Genomic DNA, 16,249 nt, shown 5'->3' on the forward strand with positions numbered 1-16,249 from the left:
AATACGACAGGAGGCGACCCGCAACCGCGAATCGCCTCCTGTGTGGCCGTCGTGCCGATGCCCCAGCCGAATCACCTCATATATTGCTCGGCGGGTGTGCCGTAATCGTTGTCAATCGGCGCGTTGATTGCGGCTAGATACGTGTCCACGAATTCCTTCCACGCCGGAGACGCGATGTACATGCCGTACCAAGTGCCGTGGCTGACCCCGTTAATGGTTTTGCCGGAGAAGCTCTCCTGTACCTCGGCGTTGCCGACGGCGACGAATGCCGCCACCTGGTTGGGCACGAACCCGGCCGTCAACATGTACGTCTGCTCGTTGGTACCGGTTTTCGCGAAGGTCTTGCGGTTGTTGTCAAGTTGTGCCGCTTTCGCCTCGCCCTTCAGCACGCCCTGATTCAAAGCGTATGCCGTGGTCTGGGCGATTTCCGGTGCGATGGCCTGATGGCAGTTCGCGCTTGGCACCTTGACGCTCTTGCCGTTCTGCTTGATGACCTTCTTGATGGCGATTGGCGTGCATTCCACACCGTTCGCCGCGATGGTCGCATAGACATTCGCCATGGTCAGCGGGGACGCCTGAACGGAACCGATGATCATAGGCGGGTTGAACGAGTTGGCCGAGTAGACGTCCTCCTGACCCAGGATCGCGTTGTGGTAGCCGACGGTTTTCGCCGCATCCGCGATCGCGCACAGGCCAATCTGCTGTGTCATGGACGCTTGCGTGGTGTTATGCGATTTGATCAGGCCCTGCAACGGGGTCTCCTGGCTGACGGTGCCGCCTTCGGAGTTGTGCAGCGACCATGTGCCGTGTCCGGAGAACTTCGAGCAGTTGAAGGAACTGTTCGCGTAACTCGTGTAGGTTCTCAAGGATTCGTTGATGGAATGCCCTTGCAACATCCAAGCAATCATGTTGATCGGCTTCCACGTAGAGCCGACGTTAAAGCCGATACCTCCCCCGTCTTTCTGGTCGACCGCATAGTTGATGGATGTTCGTGTAGGATCAGTTTTCGCCGCATCCGTCGCATCATAGGTTCGGTTGATGCCGAAGCCGAGCACCTCGCCCGTCCCCGGTTTGACTGCGGCTATCGTCACTTCGAAGCCTGTGGGGTCATCGACCGGGATGGTGTCACGCGCGGCTTTCATCGCAGCGTTGTTCGCGTTGACATCCATCGTAGTGTAGATTTCCAAGCCGCCCTCGTTCAGCAACTTCTGCCGGGCTTGCGCGGTTTTGCCGAATTCCTTGGAATTGAGGATCTGGTTGGTCACGTAGCTGCAGAAGAACGCGGCATCGCCGGCCACCTGGCACCCTTGTTGCACGGACTGGATGTTCAGCGTATCTTTCAGCAGGGTGGCTTTGGCTTTGTCATGCTGGGTTTTTGTGATGAACTTCTCTTGGAGCATCAGGTCCAGCACAATATTTCGCTGTTCTTCAGCGGTTTTCTGATTGGACTCGATCGACGGATCGTATTTCTCCGGGTTCTTGGTGATTGCCGCGATGGTGGCCGCCTGAACGACGGAAAGGTTCGCCGCGGTCGTGTTGAAGTAGCGTTTCGCCGCCGCTTCCACGCCGTACAGGCTGCCGGAGCCGAATTGGGCGATATTCAAATACCCTTGCAGAATCTCGTATTTGGAGTATTTCTTCTCCATCTGCACGGCGATGAGCATCTCTCGCAACTTGCGCGCGACGGTGTCCTCTGAGGCATGGTATTCGGCAATCGGGTCATCGTCCTCGCGGGCCTTGACCATGAGCACGTTCTTGACATACTGCTGGGTCAGGGACGAGCCGCCCTGGGTGTCACCCTTGGCCACGTAGGTCTGCACGAACGCACGCAGCACGCCCTGGACGTCGACGCCGGCGTGTTCGAAGAATCGGCGATCCTCACGCGCGACCACGGCACGCTGCATGTATACGGAAATGTTCTTGATCGGTACGACCTCGCGGTTCTGCGCATAGAATGAGGCGATCACCGTCTTGCCGTCGGACGCGTACAGCGTGGATTTCTGCGGCAGGCTGGTCACATCGAAATCAATGCCCTCAACAGTCAGGGATGGTGCAAGCGCTTTCGCCGCGTTGTTCGCCCCGAACACGGCGGGCATCGCCATCAGGCTCACGACGACGCCTCCGGCGATACAGAGGGTCAGATACGCGAGCAGCAAAGCGAGCGCACGTCGAGCGGTCAGGGAGTTCTTCTTGGGCATGTGCCCCATTCTATGGTGTCGCCTGTACCATTACCGCGTTGCCGCTCGCACAACGGCACGGTATTTGCACATTCCGCCGGAAATGCGGAAAAGACTGAAAACAAGCCGAAAATCGGCCTGTCGGAGAGCGGATGCATTGTGGAAACCACCACCCGACGGCCTCAATCCGAATGAGTGAATCCCGTGCCGGCTCAACGCTTGGAACGGCGAATCAACGCTCCCGGTTGGTAGATGACGATGCTTCTGCCGTCACGCGCGATCCACCCCCGGTTCGCGAATTCAGTCAACGCCTTGTTCACCGTCTCGCGGGACGAGCCGACCAGCTGTGCCAGCTCCTCCTGGGTCAGATCGTGCGGAATCTTGACGCCGGCTTCTTCCGGTACACCGAAGCGGGACGCCAGATTGATCAGGGTTTTCGCCAATCGGGCGGGCACATCCATGAATACCAGGTCGCTGATGCGCTCGTTGTTCGCGCGCATACGGCGTGCGAGCACCTGCAACATGTCGACGGCGACACGCGGATATTGGTCGAGCCACGCGAACAGCGCGTCATGCTCAAGCCAGACAACCTGAGTCGGGCTAGAAATGGCGATCGCCGATGCCGTACGAGGCCCGCCTTCCGGGTCGAACACCGGAATCTCACCCAATACTTCACCCGGAGCATGAATGCTCAGAAGTTGCACGCGGCCGTCGCTGGAACGCCGGGTGAGCTTCACGCGCCCCCACTCCAGCAGATACATGCGGTGATCGGTGTCCCCTTCCGCGAAAATCACGCCGCCCTTGCCGAACTGCGCACGTTGCAGGTACGGCAGAAGCCGCGCCGCCTGCTGCTCGGATACCTGTTTGAACAGCGCGGTGCGCAACAGGATATTGTCAGGCTCGGGCATCGCGTTGGGCTTGGGCATGACCATGGGCTCCTCCTTGCCGCTTCGCTTGGCGTCGATGCGACACATACGGCACCCATTGTATCCCGCTTCCCGACGAAATCAGTGCTGTTCCCAGGTTAACGCATGGGTCGCATGGGTCGCATGGGTCAATGTCGCCTGCGATTGACACCGCCGGCAGCCGGCCGGGGCTTCTTCGGCAGATATCGGTACGGTACAGCGCAATACCACTCGCAGCTTTGCCGCTATCTGCGGTATCTGTAGTACTTCGCACAAGCTATCTCGCGTATTTGTGTGCGCCGACGGCTGATACCCGGAGTATGCCGTTGGAATTGCGCGAGTCATACTTGCGGTATCGGGTGCATACGCACACAGATAGTGAAGATATGATCGTGGAGGTACTACAGATAGACAAGATGCACGCTTGGCGGTGCCACAGATCAGTACCGCAGATATGCAACTGCCGGTATCAGGCACCGGTTCGGGTCGCCGATTGCACGGTCCCCGCTGGGTCAAGCTTTGCATCGCATCGGCCACGCACCTCATACGTGCGCACTCACGTGCACGGCGTGGCACGGGCCGCGTCACCTAGACCGCGTCATGCGAACGATGTTACGCGTGACGCCACCCGGACAGCGTCACCCGGACAGCGTCACACGAACGGCAACGCGAAAGGCATCACCGCTGGCTGCTGACGACGCGCCGCTTCAATCAGCCGATCGACGATTTCACGCCGGCTCAACCCGGTTTGCGAGCGCAGCGGGTCCACGCGTTTGACGGCGGATTTCACGGCCTTGTCCGACATCTTCTCCTGCGAAACCCGCAGTACGCGGGACATGGCGACCGCATCGATGTCGTAGGCCATGGTCACGTGATGCAGCACGGCCCCTGGCCCTTTCCCGATCGGCGGGAACCGTCGCTGGGCGGCCCCTGCGATCTTCCCCGCGCTTGACGAGATGTCGTTGATTGAGCTGAACGAGGCCTCGATGCCCATATCACGCAGGGCATCAATCAGCCATTGGTCGCACAGCCGATAGGATTCCTCGATGTCCATACCGGCGACGAAATCACGCGGGGCATACAAGGAGTAGGTGATGGTGTTGCCCGGTTCGATGAACATGGCTCCCCCGCCCGTGCAACGACGGACGACGGTGAACCCGGACTGCTGCGCCTGGTCAAGGTTCACTTCGTCTTCAAGCGACTGGAATCTGCCGATGACGACTGCGGGCGCGGCCCACTCCCAAAAGCGCAAGGTAGGCGGCATCTTACCGGCGGCGACACGCTCAGCAAGGCGGATATCGATGTCCATTTGCTCTTGGGGCATGCGCGGGGTGTCGTGGATGACTTCCGGTTTCAGCGCCTGCCAGCGTGCTCGACGGCGTCGTTCCGTCTTCCGCTCAGCTTGTTCAAAGGGGCGATGTGCTTGGCTGGATGTCGCCGCCGTGTGACCGCGCGACGATGCGGTATCACGCATGGCCGTGGAGTGCGGTGCCGCGCCGCCGTTGTCGACCGCCCGATGGAATGCGATGAGGAACGCGTCAACATCGGCGCCAATCAACTGGACGTGCGGATGGGCGGAGAATACGGCGTTGAGATCGTCCCCGTGACGCAACGCATTCGCGAGCGCGTCCAGCATGGCTTGTTGCTCGGATTCCTCGCCTTCCATGAAGAAATCGCCGTCAATGCTGCATGAGGTGATGAAGCCAGCGGGGTCACACGCCACCGTGACCCCGACAAGCTTGCCGCCTGGAGTTTTATATTCACCGCGCATAGGGCAGATCCTCAGTCCCGAAGCTCGTACCCCTTGCCGTCCTTATGCCATTCACTGCCTGTAGACGACGTCAGGATGAGAATGCCCTCAATCAACCCCCAGATACCTGCGATAACAGGACCAATGAGCACAATCCAGCCGATGAACGTCAACAACAGCTGAGCCACCGCCTTGCCGGTGTTGCCGAGGTAGAAATTATGCACCCCGAGAGAGCCGAAGAGGATACCCAGCAGACCGGCTGCGATTTTTGATTTCTGGCCGACGTATCCGTACCCGCCATAGTTCGCCGGCGGATAGGGATAGCCTTGCGCAGCTTGATACGGCTGCTCGTACGACTGCTGATACTGCTGGCCGTAGGGCTGCTGCTGGTACTGGTAGCCCTCGCCCATCGCCACTCCGGCAGCCGGATAAGCTGCCGACGCTGCAGGCTGCTCGTACTGCTGCTGCGGAGATGCGTACTGGTATCCCTCTTGATATTGGGTGGTTTGGGTGTTGCCTTGACCATAGGTGTATTCCTGCGATGCCGGCTGGGAATACTGTGCGTACCCGGGCTGATCCGACTGGGACTGACCGTACTGATTGTACTGATCGGGCGCGGGCTGCGGTTGCGCGGATGACTGCTGATTGTACTGCTGCTCGTACGACGGCTGCTGGTTATACGCAGGCTGTCCAAACTGCTGCGGCCGGGCGGACTGCTGCCCGTACTCCTGACCGTATTGGGGTTGCGGAGTTTCCGATTGCGATTCCGGAGCAGCCTGCGCGGACTGCTCGTACTCTGACTGCTGCGATGCAGCCGACGCGTACTGGGACTGCTGCGGCGCTTCCTGACCTGTGATGTCGGGAGCCTGGCTGCTCTGGTTATTTTCTTCCATACCGCCAGTATCGCATAACCCATGCCTTTGCCGATGCCGAAGCCACCGCTCATGGACATCCAGCGTCTGCAATGCGAAAACCCACCGAAACCACACCCCCGTGGACGTTCAATCACAAGCAGGACCTCCAAACCCGGTGCACGTCACGTCACGCATGCCCCGACATACGCAACCCGCCAGAACCGCTCCCTTTCCCTGACTGCAAGAACCATCTCACCCGCCCGCGCATGCCCCGACATACACAAGCCAGCAGAACCTTCACCGAACCCACAGCCAACGGCGGCAACCGACCCCGCACGCATGCCCCGACATACACAACCTGACACATCAAGTACAATCCGCCACCCAGCGTGCCATCTCATGCAAACCCCGCACTCATCCACCCAACTCACCGAATCTTCACAGTGGACATGGGGGTGATTACGATACAGAAAATAAACCGCCCTGCATCCCCGTGCTGTTGTTGACTTCTTCCGTTGCACAGGATTGCAGGGCGGCGCTCACACGCTTGTGGCGTGAGAGGTATCAGATGCGCGCCAAGATGTCGCGTCCCACTTCTTCGGTGGTGCGCTTGGTCGACCCGAGTTCGGCGATATCCGCTTCGACCGCACGGTCGATTTTCGCGGCGGCCTCGTCGAATCCGAGATGGCGCAGGAGCATCGCGCTCGACAGCACGGCGGCCGTCGGGTTGGCGATCCCCTTGCCCGCGATATCCGGTGCCGACCCATGGATCGGTTCGAACATCGAGGGGTATTCGTTGGAAGCATTGATGTTGCCAGAGGCGGAGTATCCGACGCCGCCGACCACGGCACCCGCCTCATCGGTGAGAATATCGCCGAAGAGGTTGTCGGTGAGGATCACGTCGAAGCGCGAGGGGTTCGACACGAGGAAGATCGTGGTCGCGTCGATATGCAGGTAGTCGTGCGTGACCTGCGGGAATTCCTCGCCGACCTTGTCGACGATCCGCTGCCACATGTCGCCCGCGTTGACGAGCACGTTCTTCTTGTGCACGAGCGTGACATGCTTCTTGCGCTTCATGGCGAACTGGAAGGCGTAACGGACCACGCGCTCGACACCAAACGCCGTGTTGATGGACACCTCGGTGGCCACTTCGTTCGGCGTGCCGCGACGGACTGCGCCGCCGGCACCGCAGTACAGGCCTTCGGTTCCTTCGCGCACGACGACGAAGTCGATGTCGCCCGGATTGGCGAGCGGCGAAGTGACGCCGCGGTACAGCTTGGACGGGCGCAGGTTGATGTACTGGTCAAGCGAGAAACGCAGCTTGAGCAGCAGGCCACGCTCGAGGATGCCCGCCTTGATGCGCGGGTCGCCTACTGCACCAAGCAGGATCGCGTCGGTGCCCTTGATGCGTTCGAGATCCTCGTCCGGCAGAATCGCGCCGTCGCGCAGGTAGCGTTCCGCACCGAGATCAAAGCTTTCGTAAGTGAATGATGCCACACCGTCAGCCGCTCTTTCGAGCGCGGCCTGGGCGACGGGGGTGACTTCCTTGCCGATGCCATCGCCCGGGATGACGGCAATCCGATATGTCTTGGTTGTGCTCATGTTCGCGACAATAGTCGGTTCACCTGCGGCCGAGACACGCGTATTCCGTCAGTTGGACACCAGTCCGAATGATGGAATTACGTCCGCATTTCGGCCAAATTCATGGGTTTTCGGCATGATTGTCCACAAGCCCGCTATCGGCTGGCGAGCGCCACAGGCACCGGCGCCCGGCCCAAGACACCCACCCGACGCCCGGTCAAAGCGCCTGTCCAAGGGCACACACCCCAAGACGCCGGGCCAAAGAGACACCCGGCTAAAGCACACGCCCAAATAATCCCTATCTCGTGATGCCCATAGTCGCCAGGCACCACGCGTTCTCGTACGAAATCTCGCGCCACTGACGGTACCTGCCGGACGTCCCGCCATGCCCCGCTTCGGTTTCGATCTTCTCGACGGCATCCACGCCAGCCGCCTGCAAGCGAGCCACCCATTTGAGCGGTTCGACGACAAGCACGCGCGTATCGTTCATTGACGTGGTCACGAAAATCTTCGGGAAGGCGCGCGCCCGCGGGTCTCCCGGTTCGGGAGCGTTTTCATACGGTGAATACGATTTCATGTACTCATACACCGCGCGGTCGTGCAGCGGATCGCCCCACTCGTCCCATTCCGTCACCGTCAACGGCAGCGACGGGTCAAGAATCGAAGTCAGCGCATCAACGAACGGCACGTCCGCCTCGATGCCCGCGTAACATTCCGGAGCCATATTCGCAATCGCGCCCATGAGCAGGCCGCCCGCCGAGCCGCCTTCCGCAACCGTACGCGCCGGCGAGGCGAGCCCCATGCGTTGCAGGGCGCGCGTCGCATCGACGAAATCCTCGAAGGTGTGCTTCTTGTTGAGCCGCCGCCCCTGCTCATACCAAGCACGGCCCATTTCCCCGCCGCCACGGACGTGCACGCACGCGTACAGCACGCCGCGATCGAGCAGACTGAGCCGGGCAACCGAGAATCCGGGGTCGGAACTGACTTCATACGCCCCGTACCCGAGGATGAACATCGGAGATGACCCGTCGGCACGAATGCCATAGCATGCCGGCTCGCCGGGTTGCGCAGACAGTTTGTCGCGACGCCACACCAGCGACACGGGGATTGATTCGCCGTCACGTGCGCGCACCCAGATGCGACGTTCGGCGTACCGGTGGGCATCGAAATCGCCAAGTACGCGGGCCCTTTTAAGCAGCGTGTCCACGCCCGCGGCCGGATCGATCTCATGCAGTTCGCCGGGGCGGGTGTAGCTGCCGAAGGAGTAGCGCATGCGCGGGGCGTCATAGGACGGATTGCCGGCGGCCCCGATGGAGTACAACCGCCCGTCGTTACCGCGGTCGTTGGTATCGTCGCTCACATCATCATTCGTACCAGTGTCATTTTTGCCACCATCATCCGCGCCATTGTTCGTACCATCTGCGCAACTATCGCCGGCACCCGCTTCCGCCAGCGGCGGCGGGACCAATTCGCGGAATCGCCAAGGACGCCCCGCAAGAAAGTCTTGGGCGGCATCGGTTTTCGCCATCACGGCAAGATGCGGCAGACTGTCCGCGCGATACGACAGGGCAACGAAATGCCGATGCAGCGCTATCCCGTCGATGGACAACCCACGCGCACCCTGCAAAATCGCCGGGTTGCGCGGATCATGATATGGCGTGCCGACCGGCATGTCGGACGCACCGGCGAGCGCCACATCCCCCTGTTCGCAACCGTACGGCGACCCGGCAGCCACGCACACGCCTTCACCGAGCCGGTACGGCGGCTTGTGCGACCGCATATCGATCACATCGATCTCGAAATTCGGATTGGTCGCGTTATGGTCCACGACGGCGACCGGAATGTCTTCGCCATGCTCCCCCGCGCCTTCGAAACACGCGAAGCTCACATCGTATTCGATGCCTTCACGGCGCGGGATGAACGACGTGAACTCCCCCGTCGGATCGCTTGCGGGGAGCTTGAGCACTTCGCTGGTGGTCTTGGACCCGGTGCAGATGACCACATGCCGTTCGTCGAAGCTCAGGCCGACACCCACCCAGAAGCGCTCGTCCTGCTCGCGGAACACTTCGACGTCGTCGTCAACCGGCGTGCCGACGCGATGTCGGAACACCGCGTACGGACGCCATGCGTCGTCAAGCACGGTGTAGAACACCCATGCGCCGTCGGCCGTGAAGCACGCTCCCGCAATGCCTTTGAGTACCTCGGGCAATTCACTGCCGTCATTCAAGTCGCGAATTCGGAAGTCGTAGCGTTCGTCGCCCGCAGTATCGACGCCGTAGAGCAGCCAGCGGCCGTCATGGCTCACGTCCATGCCGCCGATACGGAAGAAATCATGGCCCTGTGATTCTTTGTTCGCGTCGAAATACACCTGTTCCCCGGGCATGGAACCAGGTTCGGCCCCGCGGTCGATATGTGGCGGATCCCAATCATCTTCACCACGCACGGGAATGCGGCAGGATGCGGCGTATTGGCTGCCTTCACGGGTCCGGGAAAAATACCAGTAGTCGTTCACTCGTGTGGGGACTGACATGTCGGTTTCCTGAACATGCGAGGTGAACTCCTTGAACAGGGTTTCGCGTAGATGGTGCAACGGAGCCATCCGGCGGTCGCAGTAGGTGTTTTGCGCAGCGACGTAGGCGGCGAGCTCCGGAGAATCCTTGTCGCGCATCCACTCGTACGGATCGTCGAACACATCCCCGTGTTCGATCCGCCGGTGGGGCTTCTGCTTGGCGTACGGCGGGTTGTCGCCAGTGCCCAAGCCTGAACCGGACAAGCCTGAACCGGATTGCGAGCCCTTGCCGCAAAGCCCTTGCGGGCGGTCGTCATTGCGCTGTTCGTCACTCATAGGCACCATCGTAAAACAAGCCCGGGGACGGTCCGATGACGGCGAGTTCACGCATGTCGCCCCGCAGCTCAGCGTGAGTCACCCCGCCTCTCGAAGTTGCGTGCGTCGCGCATCGAGCATCGCTACGAACGTAACCTAAGCGAACTGCCGCAGGTACGGCAGCATTGTCTTCATGAGATTGGCGCCGGTCGTACCCGTGAACACAGGCACGTCCGTGACCGGCGAAGGCTGCGACTGCGTCATGCCACGAACCGGGCCGAGCGGCGAGGATTCCCGCGGGCTCAACTGCCGAATCCCAATGGCGAGGACACGCCCAGGATACCGTTTCGCGATGGTCACATACGTGGTCGGATCCTTCTGCCCGTCATCGCCGATCAGAATGAACTTCATGTCCGGAAAATCGCCCATCAGCTGCTCGGCATACTCCAACTTGTGCTGCACACCCGAAGGAATGAAGGTCTTCGGCCTGGGATCGAGGTCCCGCAACAGCAGAGGGCCGGCCGGGAAGCCGTAATTCTCAATAAAATGGCGGATTGAGCTTTCCACATTCCACGGCGAGGTGGACAGGTAGAAGAACGGCGCGTCCGGGAAAATATCCGCGATCCGGTTGAACAGCACCGCCATGCCAGGCACAGACGCTCGCTTCTGCGGATTGAGCAGCAGCAGATTGTATGCAGCCTTCCACAAGGTGGGCGCCTGCGTAATCATGATGGTGTCATCCACATCAGATATCACACCGACACGCGTGCCCGGCACGATGGTGAACAGATTGGAATCGACCGCGTGACGGCCCTCGACCTGATAGGACACGTGATGGATTCCGGGTTCAAGCGCCCGGTCAGCGACTAAGTCCAGATATCCCGCGGAATCAGAGACCGCATAGTCGATGCTGCGCTCGCGGAATCTGTCGACGCGGTCGTAGACTTCACTTGTGCCGACCTGCACGGTTTCCACCGGAACACCGTCGATGGACAGCTTCACTTTGACTTTGGGCGCCGGGACCGCAAGCATGCCGCGCCATCCGCGCATCAGCGCGCCCGGTTTGCGGCGGAGCGGCTCGTACACGGTCCGGCAGATCAACCGCGAGAAATTGCTGGTGCCGTACCCAACATACGGCTCGACTTGTTGCCGCCAATTCAGATTGGTCACGATTGTCGTGGAAATCTTCGCCCATAGGCTGAACACGCCGGTAACGATGCGGCGGAAAATCCTCACAGGAAGAGGCTTGACGCCGATTTGCTCATGTTTGGAGGCAGCATCGAAAGTGGTGACGACACGACGCGCCGGAATCGGCACAGTCGCCATGTCATCCTCATTCCATTTGTGAGGGAATTGTGTAATGCTGCCCATGCCCCCATCATACGGTGGGGTGTTGAAGAACGGATGACGAGGGAACGTGAGTTCCGGAAGAATTCAGGGCCGGCTCAGGGACATCCCCGATGGACATTTCCGATGAGAACGGCTGCCTCTGGCCAATCTTCTGCTTCTGTCGACGCTGACGGGCGTCTCAGCGTCGGCAGTAGCTTCCGGGAGTGACTTACAGCCGGCGAAGCATCGCCGCATACTGCTCAGCGGACAGCAGATCCGGCTCGTCGTCATCGAGTGCGATCTTAAGAATCCAGCCCTCGCCGTACGGGTCGCCGTTGATGATGCTCGGATCGTCCGCGGCCTCACGGTTCACGTACCGCACCGTGCCGGCGACCGGGCTGACCAGGGGTTCGACGGCCTTCGACGATTCCAACTCGACGATCTCGTCGCCCGCCTCGACGCGAGTGCCTACCTCCGGCAGATCGACGAAAACCAAGTCTCCCAACTGGTTGGCGGCGTATTCGGTGATGCCGATCACCGCGGGGTCCACACTGGCGTCGACCCACACATGCTCGTCGGAATATTCCAGATGATCCGGGACTTCAAGATTCGGGCGATCATCTTCCTGTTCGTTATTGCTCATGATGTCATCGTATCGCATAAAGTCAACCGCCACGCAAAGATCGCGACACCGCAGCCGCAACCCACCCGGTCGGCATGCCACAGCAATCGCATATCACAAACTGTCTACGCAAACCGGGCACTCAGCGTCAACAGTTTGTGAGGAGAGAACAGCTGTGGACCGGCCTGCGGCTCAGCGCACCGGGGCAGTCGGTTGGGCACCGACCACCTGAACGAGCGTGCCATCCGGGCAGTTATCATAAATCCACTTGGCGTCAGCTTCGTTCATGTTGACACAGCCGTGGGAACCATGACCGGTCGGATCCCCAGATGCGATACCAGCCGCGTTCCAACCCGCCGTATGGAAGCCTTGTCCGCCATTGAAGTAGCTGATCCATTTGACACCTTTGGTCAGGTATTGTGAACCGTCATCATTGGTGCCGCGCATGTCCTGCACCTGGTATTTCAGATAGATGAAATAGTTGCCGGGTGTGGTCTCGTGCTTGCCGGTCTTACCGGTGCACACGTTGAAGGTCTGGACAACTTGGTCGTTGTTGTACACGGTTGCGGTCTGCTTCGAGCGGTCGACCACGATCTTCCACGTGACTTTCTGCTGTTCAGTGTCAAACTTCGTGACATCGCTGGCAACCGTCAGCGTCGCCGAACGATTCGCGCTCAACGCGCTGTACACCTGATCGGCGACCGTAGCGGTGTCCTTGATCGTCACACCGTTCACGCCCTTGGTTTTCGTCATGATGACGTTGCCGGACGTATCCACCAGATCGACCTGATTGGTCTTCGTCTGGTTGAGGTGATTGCCCAACTCGCCATTCATGTAGTCACTGATGGCCTGCTTGTCATAGGACACCGCGATGGTGCCCTTCGCCGGGTCAGCTGCCGTAACGGTCCACGAAGCGATGGTTGCCGCCGGAATCTTGTATGTCGTGGCATCGCCGTTGTTGATGGTGATGCTCAGCCCAAGGCCGGCGTTCGCCTGATCGGCGGCGGTGGTCGCAGCCGCCTCGCTGATCGGCATGTCGGTCTGCGTGTAGGTGATGCTCGCGGTTCGCGTGGTTCCCGGCGTGTCTAGCGCCTGATCTATCGCCTTGACCACGTTGTCCGTCACAGGCGCCTGCCCACCTCGCCCCACGGTCACTGTGAATTTCTGCGACATCTGATCATAGGCAATGGTGGATGCGATGGCCTGGCTGTCGTTCGGAATGAGCTTGCCAGTCAGGTATTGGCTGAGCGCAAGCTTGTCGGTGGTTGCGGCGAGCTTGACATTCTGCTTGCTGAACGGGTTGCTGCGCACGAACGGATTGCTGTCTTTCGCGGCGATCAGCGCGGATACCGTTTGCTTCTGGTTGACATTGACGCCGAGATCCTTGAGGCTTGCGGTGACGGTATTACCCTGCGAGTCGGTGACAGTGATCTTCGTGTTCTCCACCGCGGATTTGACCGTGGCGGCCAGTTGCTCACTGTTCTGCCCTGCCACCGATGCACCGGCGAACATGACTCCCGGCGCGGCTTTGTCCTGATAGTACCAACGTGCCGTAAAGAAGCCGGCGACCGCCGCGACGGCAAGCACTGCGAACACAATCAGCAGGATTCTCAGCCACAGGCGCTTATGCGGCGGGCGTAACGCGGTGGCCATCTCATCGTCCGCATCACCGTTTCCGGCGTCGGAGATGGCATACAGCGGAATCTCCATACCCGAGAGCGTGTCATCGTTCACATCGGCAGCATCGGCAGCATCGGCAGCCAGATTGGTTTTCCAGATGTCCCCCGGGGCATCAGGCTGCGCCGGCACGCGCGTCTTTCGCGGCATGTCGGGGCCCCCAACTCCGTATCGTGGCACGGAACCGTCAAAAGTGTTGGTCACGTTGATGCCTTTCCTATCCATTCCTGCCTGACTTTAGCCGCATCACATGACCAGTTCAGGGCGCACACGCTTCGAAAACGATGTCATGTGTCGAACATCACATCCGGCACGCGAGAGCGATGCGGCACGACCTGTACATGACAACCTATGCGACTCAACCCACAACCTGTGTGCCGCAACCGTGCTCAGGCGCATACCCGCACTCGAGCAGATAGCCACAGGTATCCAGCAGCGCAGCGACCCCAGTTCACAGCTCGTGCCCGAGCCACTCCTCAATCATGTAGCGCGCGATGGCGGCCTTGACCGGAGGCGTGACTTCGCCGGATGCGAGCGCCTGCTCATATTCGTCGCGGGTGAACCAGCGCGCGTCCCCGGTTTCCTCGCCGTCCACGCGGATATCCGTGCTCAGCGCCCGCGCCTTGAACGCGACCATCAGGGATGCCGGGAACGGCCACGGCTGGGAACCGAGATATTTCACCTCGCCCAGTTCGATGCCGGTCTCCTCGCGGGTTTCCCTACGGCAGGCGTGCTCAAGGTTCTCTCCTGCTTCCACGAATCCGGCGGATACTGAGTACATGGTCGCGGTCTGCCACGCGCGATTATGTTGCAGCAGCAAGCGGTCCTGCGAATCCACGACGGAGACGATGACGGCAGGCTCGATGCGAGGGAACAGCAGTCTGTTGCCGTCCGCCGCGTTCATGCAGCGCTGTGCCCAACCACCCAGCGCTGGTTTGATCTCGGCCCCGCACGTCGGGCAGTGCCGTTGCCGCATATGCCACACGCTCAACGAGGCTGCTGTGGTGGCCTGCCCTGCCTCACGTGCGGAGGCATGCGGCGCGAATCCTCGCAGATCGACCCAATCGAAGCGTTTCGCCGCCTGTTCGAGCGCCGATGGAACCGCGCGTGGCTTGCGTGAAGCGGCACCCCCGGTCGTAGCGCCGAATGCGTCGTCGGCACCCTCGTATGCGGAATCCGGCACACGGTCGTCGAGGTTGTTGTCATGAAGCCCCGGCAAGCGCGTCACGTCTACCGCCACAACCTGTTCCGCGCGAGCGCCGCCATAGGAGCCAAGGAACATCGGGACGGCCTGCGGGTGCGAGGCGAGTTCCGGAAGCACATAGGCTCCGGGGAGCGTTGCCAAACGCAGCTTGACATTGTCATAATCGACCAAATCGCCTTGCCCCTTGGGTACGGCGACTTTGCCGCCATCGACGAGCATGACCGTGCACACCGGCGATGACAGTACTGACGAGAACAGGTCCGGGTCGTTCCTGCGATCGACCTGATAATCGATATCTCCTTGTGCCAGAGGAAGGAACGGCAGGGCTTGCGTGAGCGCAAGCGGTGAAAACATGCTCATTGTCGGTTGTCCTCGATTCGTTCATTGTGGCCGTGACATCCGTTACGACCGATACTTCCAATAATCCCCGTCATAATCGTTGTCTCATTTTCGCGATATCCCATATTCCTGCGATATCCCAGAGCGATGTCAGGGACGCTCGGAGCACTCAAGCCGCTGAACACGCGACATCAGATTGACTAACGCCTCGGCGACGACGTCAGGATGTTCGACAGCGCTGAAATGTCCGCAATCAGGAATCTGTGTGAACGAGACCTCCGTGCCGGTCATCGCCGCGGCGAGCGCCCGCATCTGCTCCGGCGGGCTGGACGGATCGCATTCCCCGCTGACGACGGCAGCCGGAGCATGTACCGCGGCGAGCTGGTCGCCCAAATCCGGCCGTCCTGCGGCCATGCGCTGCCGCCAAGCGATGCCTTCCGGGCTTTGGGCCTGAATCCAGGCGGTCATCTGCTTGATGAAGGCATCGGAACGTTTGATGCTCGAATCGCCGTCCTGGGGCTGGGCGAAATGCATGACCGGCTCAATCGTGCGCTCGTGCTCGCACTCGTCAGCGATGCGAAGCCTGTTCGCGCGTGCGGTATCGTCGTCCGCGGATGCTTTGGTATCACACATGGCGAGCCCCGCAATCAGGTCGGGGTGGCGTCGTTGCATGTCCATGACCACATATCCGCCCATGGACAGGCCGACCCATACGGCCTTACGGTATCCCGCACGCCGCAACAGGGACGCGTAGGCATCGGTCATCAGGTCGAGCGCGTCCGTGTATGCGCCGTCTGCTGCGATGCGGCCGCTGTCTGCGACGGCGGGAATCGGACCAGCCCCTGCCCCCGGCATGTCAGGCGCCCACAGGGCGAAGGTGTCCAGCCTTTGCGCGTTCGCACGCTTGATGATCTGGGCCGCGCAAGCGTCCCACATATGGTGGTCGACCGGGAAGGCGTGCACCAGAATCATCGGCGTGGCCGAGCC

11 protein-coding genes are annotated in these 16,249 nt (G+C 60.7%); all 11 read right to left on the bottom strand.

The window, feature by feature from the left end; all coding sequences use genetic code 11:
- Positions 1 to 71: 71 nt before the first annotated feature.
- The 11 genes from K315_RS0106085 to K315_RS09580 all read right to left on the bottom strand — a co-directional run bounded on the left by K315_RS0106085 (position 72) and on the right by K315_RS09580 (position 16,234).
- The gene (locus K315_RS0106085; RefSeq protein ID WP_029576652.1) at positions 72 to 2,198 is read right to left on the bottom strand and encodes a transglycosylase domain-containing protein; all 2,127 of its coding nucleotides are present in this window, start codon (positions 2,196 to 2,198) and stop codon (positions 72 to 74) included.
- A gap of 191 nt (positions 2,199 to 2,389) precedes the next feature.
- Entirely contained in the window at positions 2,390 to 3,109 is a 720-nt protein-coding gene (locus tag K315_RS0106090; protein WP_029576653.1) for a Crp/Fnr family transcriptional regulator, read from the bottom strand.
- 625 nt (positions 3,110 to 3,734) lie between these two features.
- Positions 3,735 to 4,853, bottom strand: coding sequence for a lipoate--protein ligase family protein (locus K315_RS0106095; protein WP_029576654.1), 1,119 nt, complete (start codon positions 4,851 to 4,853; stop codon positions 3,735 to 3,737).
- Between the two features lie 11 nt (positions 4,854 to 4,864).
- The gene (locus tag K315_RS0106100; protein ID WP_029576655.1) at positions 4,865 to 5,725 is read right to left on the bottom strand and encodes a TM2 domain-containing protein; all 861 of its coding nucleotides are present in this window, start codon (positions 5,723 to 5,725) and stop codon (positions 4,865 to 4,867) included.
- A gap of 525 nt (positions 5,726 to 6,250) precedes the next feature.
- Positions 6,251 to 7,288, bottom strand: coding sequence for a 3-isopropylmalate dehydrogenase (locus K315_RS0106105; RefSeq protein ID WP_029576656.1), 1,038 nt, complete (start codon positions 7,286 to 7,288; stop codon positions 6,251 to 6,253).
- Between the two features lie 277 nt (positions 7,289 to 7,565).
- Complete coding sequence (locus K315_RS0106110) at positions 7,566 to 10,112, bottom strand: S9 family peptidase (protein ID WP_152571430.1); 2,547 nt, start codon at positions 10,110 to 10,112, stop codon at positions 7,566 to 7,568.
- Between the two features lie 135 nt (positions 10,113 to 10,247).
- Positions 10,248 to 11,462, bottom strand: a complete 1,215-nt coding sequence (locus tag K315_RS0106115) for an App1 family protein phosphatidate phosphatase (protein WP_033520621.1) — start codon at positions 11,460 to 11,462, stop codon at positions 10,248 to 10,250.
- A gap of 187 nt (positions 11,463 to 11,649) precedes the next feature.
- Positions 11,650 to 12,063, bottom strand: coding sequence for a glycine cleavage system protein GcvH (gcvH, locus tag K315_RS0106120; protein ID WP_015449952.1), 414 nt, complete (start codon positions 12,061 to 12,063; stop codon positions 11,650 to 11,652).
- Between the two features lie 171 nt (positions 12,064 to 12,234).
- Positions 12,235 to 13,869, bottom strand: coding sequence for a L,D-transpeptidase (locus K315_RS0106125; RefSeq protein WP_029576659.1), 1,635 nt, complete (start codon positions 13,867 to 13,869; stop codon positions 12,235 to 12,237).
- A gap of 301 nt (positions 13,870 to 14,170) precedes the next feature.
- Positions 14,171 to 15,283, bottom strand: a complete 1,113-nt coding sequence (gene nudC, locus K315_RS0106130) for an NAD(+) diphosphatase (protein ID WP_029576660.1) — start codon at positions 15,281 to 15,283, stop codon at positions 14,171 to 14,173.
- A 129-nt stretch (positions 15,284 to 15,412) separates the two neighbouring features.
- Positions 15,413 to 16,234 carry an alpha/beta fold hydrolase gene (locus tag K315_RS09580; RefSeq protein WP_044086060.1) on the bottom strand — a complete coding sequence of 274 codons (822 nt, stop codon included), beginning with the start codon at positions 16,232 to 16,234 and terminating at the stop codon, positions 15,413 to 15,415.
- Positions 16,235 to 16,249: the final 15 nt, after the last annotated feature.

It is taken from the genome of Bifidobacterium thermacidophilum subsp. thermacidophilum DSM 15837 (assembly GCF_000426425.1).
GTDB classification, from domain to species: Bacteria; Actinomycetota; Actinomycetes; order Actinomycetales; family Bifidobacteriaceae; genus Bifidobacterium; species Bifidobacterium thermacidophilum.

What these genes read in the sequence shown, in the direction of transcription:
- K315_RS0106090 (WP_029576653.1), bottom strand. Translation starts at nt 3,109, where the DNA reads ATGGTCATGCCCAAGCCCAACGCGATGCCCGAGCCTGACAATATCCTG.
- K315_RS0106105 (WP_029576656.1), bottom strand. Translation starts at nt 7,288, where the DNA reads ATGAGCACAACCAAGACATATCGGATTGCCGTCATCCCGGGCGATGGC.
- K315_RS0106125 (WP_029576659.1), bottom strand. Translation starts at nt 13,869, where the DNA reads ATGCCGCGAAAGACGCGCGTGCCGGCGCAGCCTGATGCCCCGGGGGAC.
- K315_RS0106100 (WP_029576655.1), bottom strand. Translation starts at nt 5,725, where the DNA reads ATGGAAGAAAATAACCAGAGCAGCCAGGCTCCCGACATCACAGGTCAG.
- K315_RS0106095 (WP_029576654.1), bottom strand. Translation starts at nt 4,853, where the DNA reads ATGCGCGGTGAATATAAAACTCCAGGCGGCAAGCTTGTCGGGGTCACG.
- K315_RS0106110 (WP_152571430.1), bottom strand. Translation starts at nt 10,112, where the DNA reads ATGAGTGACGAACAGCGCAATGACGACCGCCCGCAAGGGCTTTGCGGC.
- gcvH (WP_015449952.1), bottom strand. Translation starts at nt 12,063, where the DNA reads ATGAGCAATAACGAACAGGAAGATGATCGCCCGAATCTTGAAGTCCCG.
- K315_RS0106115 (WP_033520621.1), bottom strand. Translation starts at nt 11,462, where the DNA reads ATGGGCAGCATTACACAATTCCCTCACAAATGGAATGAGGATGACATG.
- K315_RS0106085 (WP_029576652.1), bottom strand. Translation starts at nt 2,198, where the DNA reads ATGCCCAAGAAGAACTCCCTGACCGCTCGACGTGCGCTCGCTTTGCTG.
- K315_RS09580 (WP_044086060.1), bottom strand. Translation starts at nt 16,234, where the DNA reads ATGATTCTGGTGCACGCCTTCCCGGTCGACCACCATATGTGGGACGCT.
- nudC (WP_029576660.1), bottom strand. Translation starts at nt 15,283, where the DNA reads ATGAGCATGTTTTCACCGCTTGCGCTCACGCAAGCCCTGCCGTTCCTT.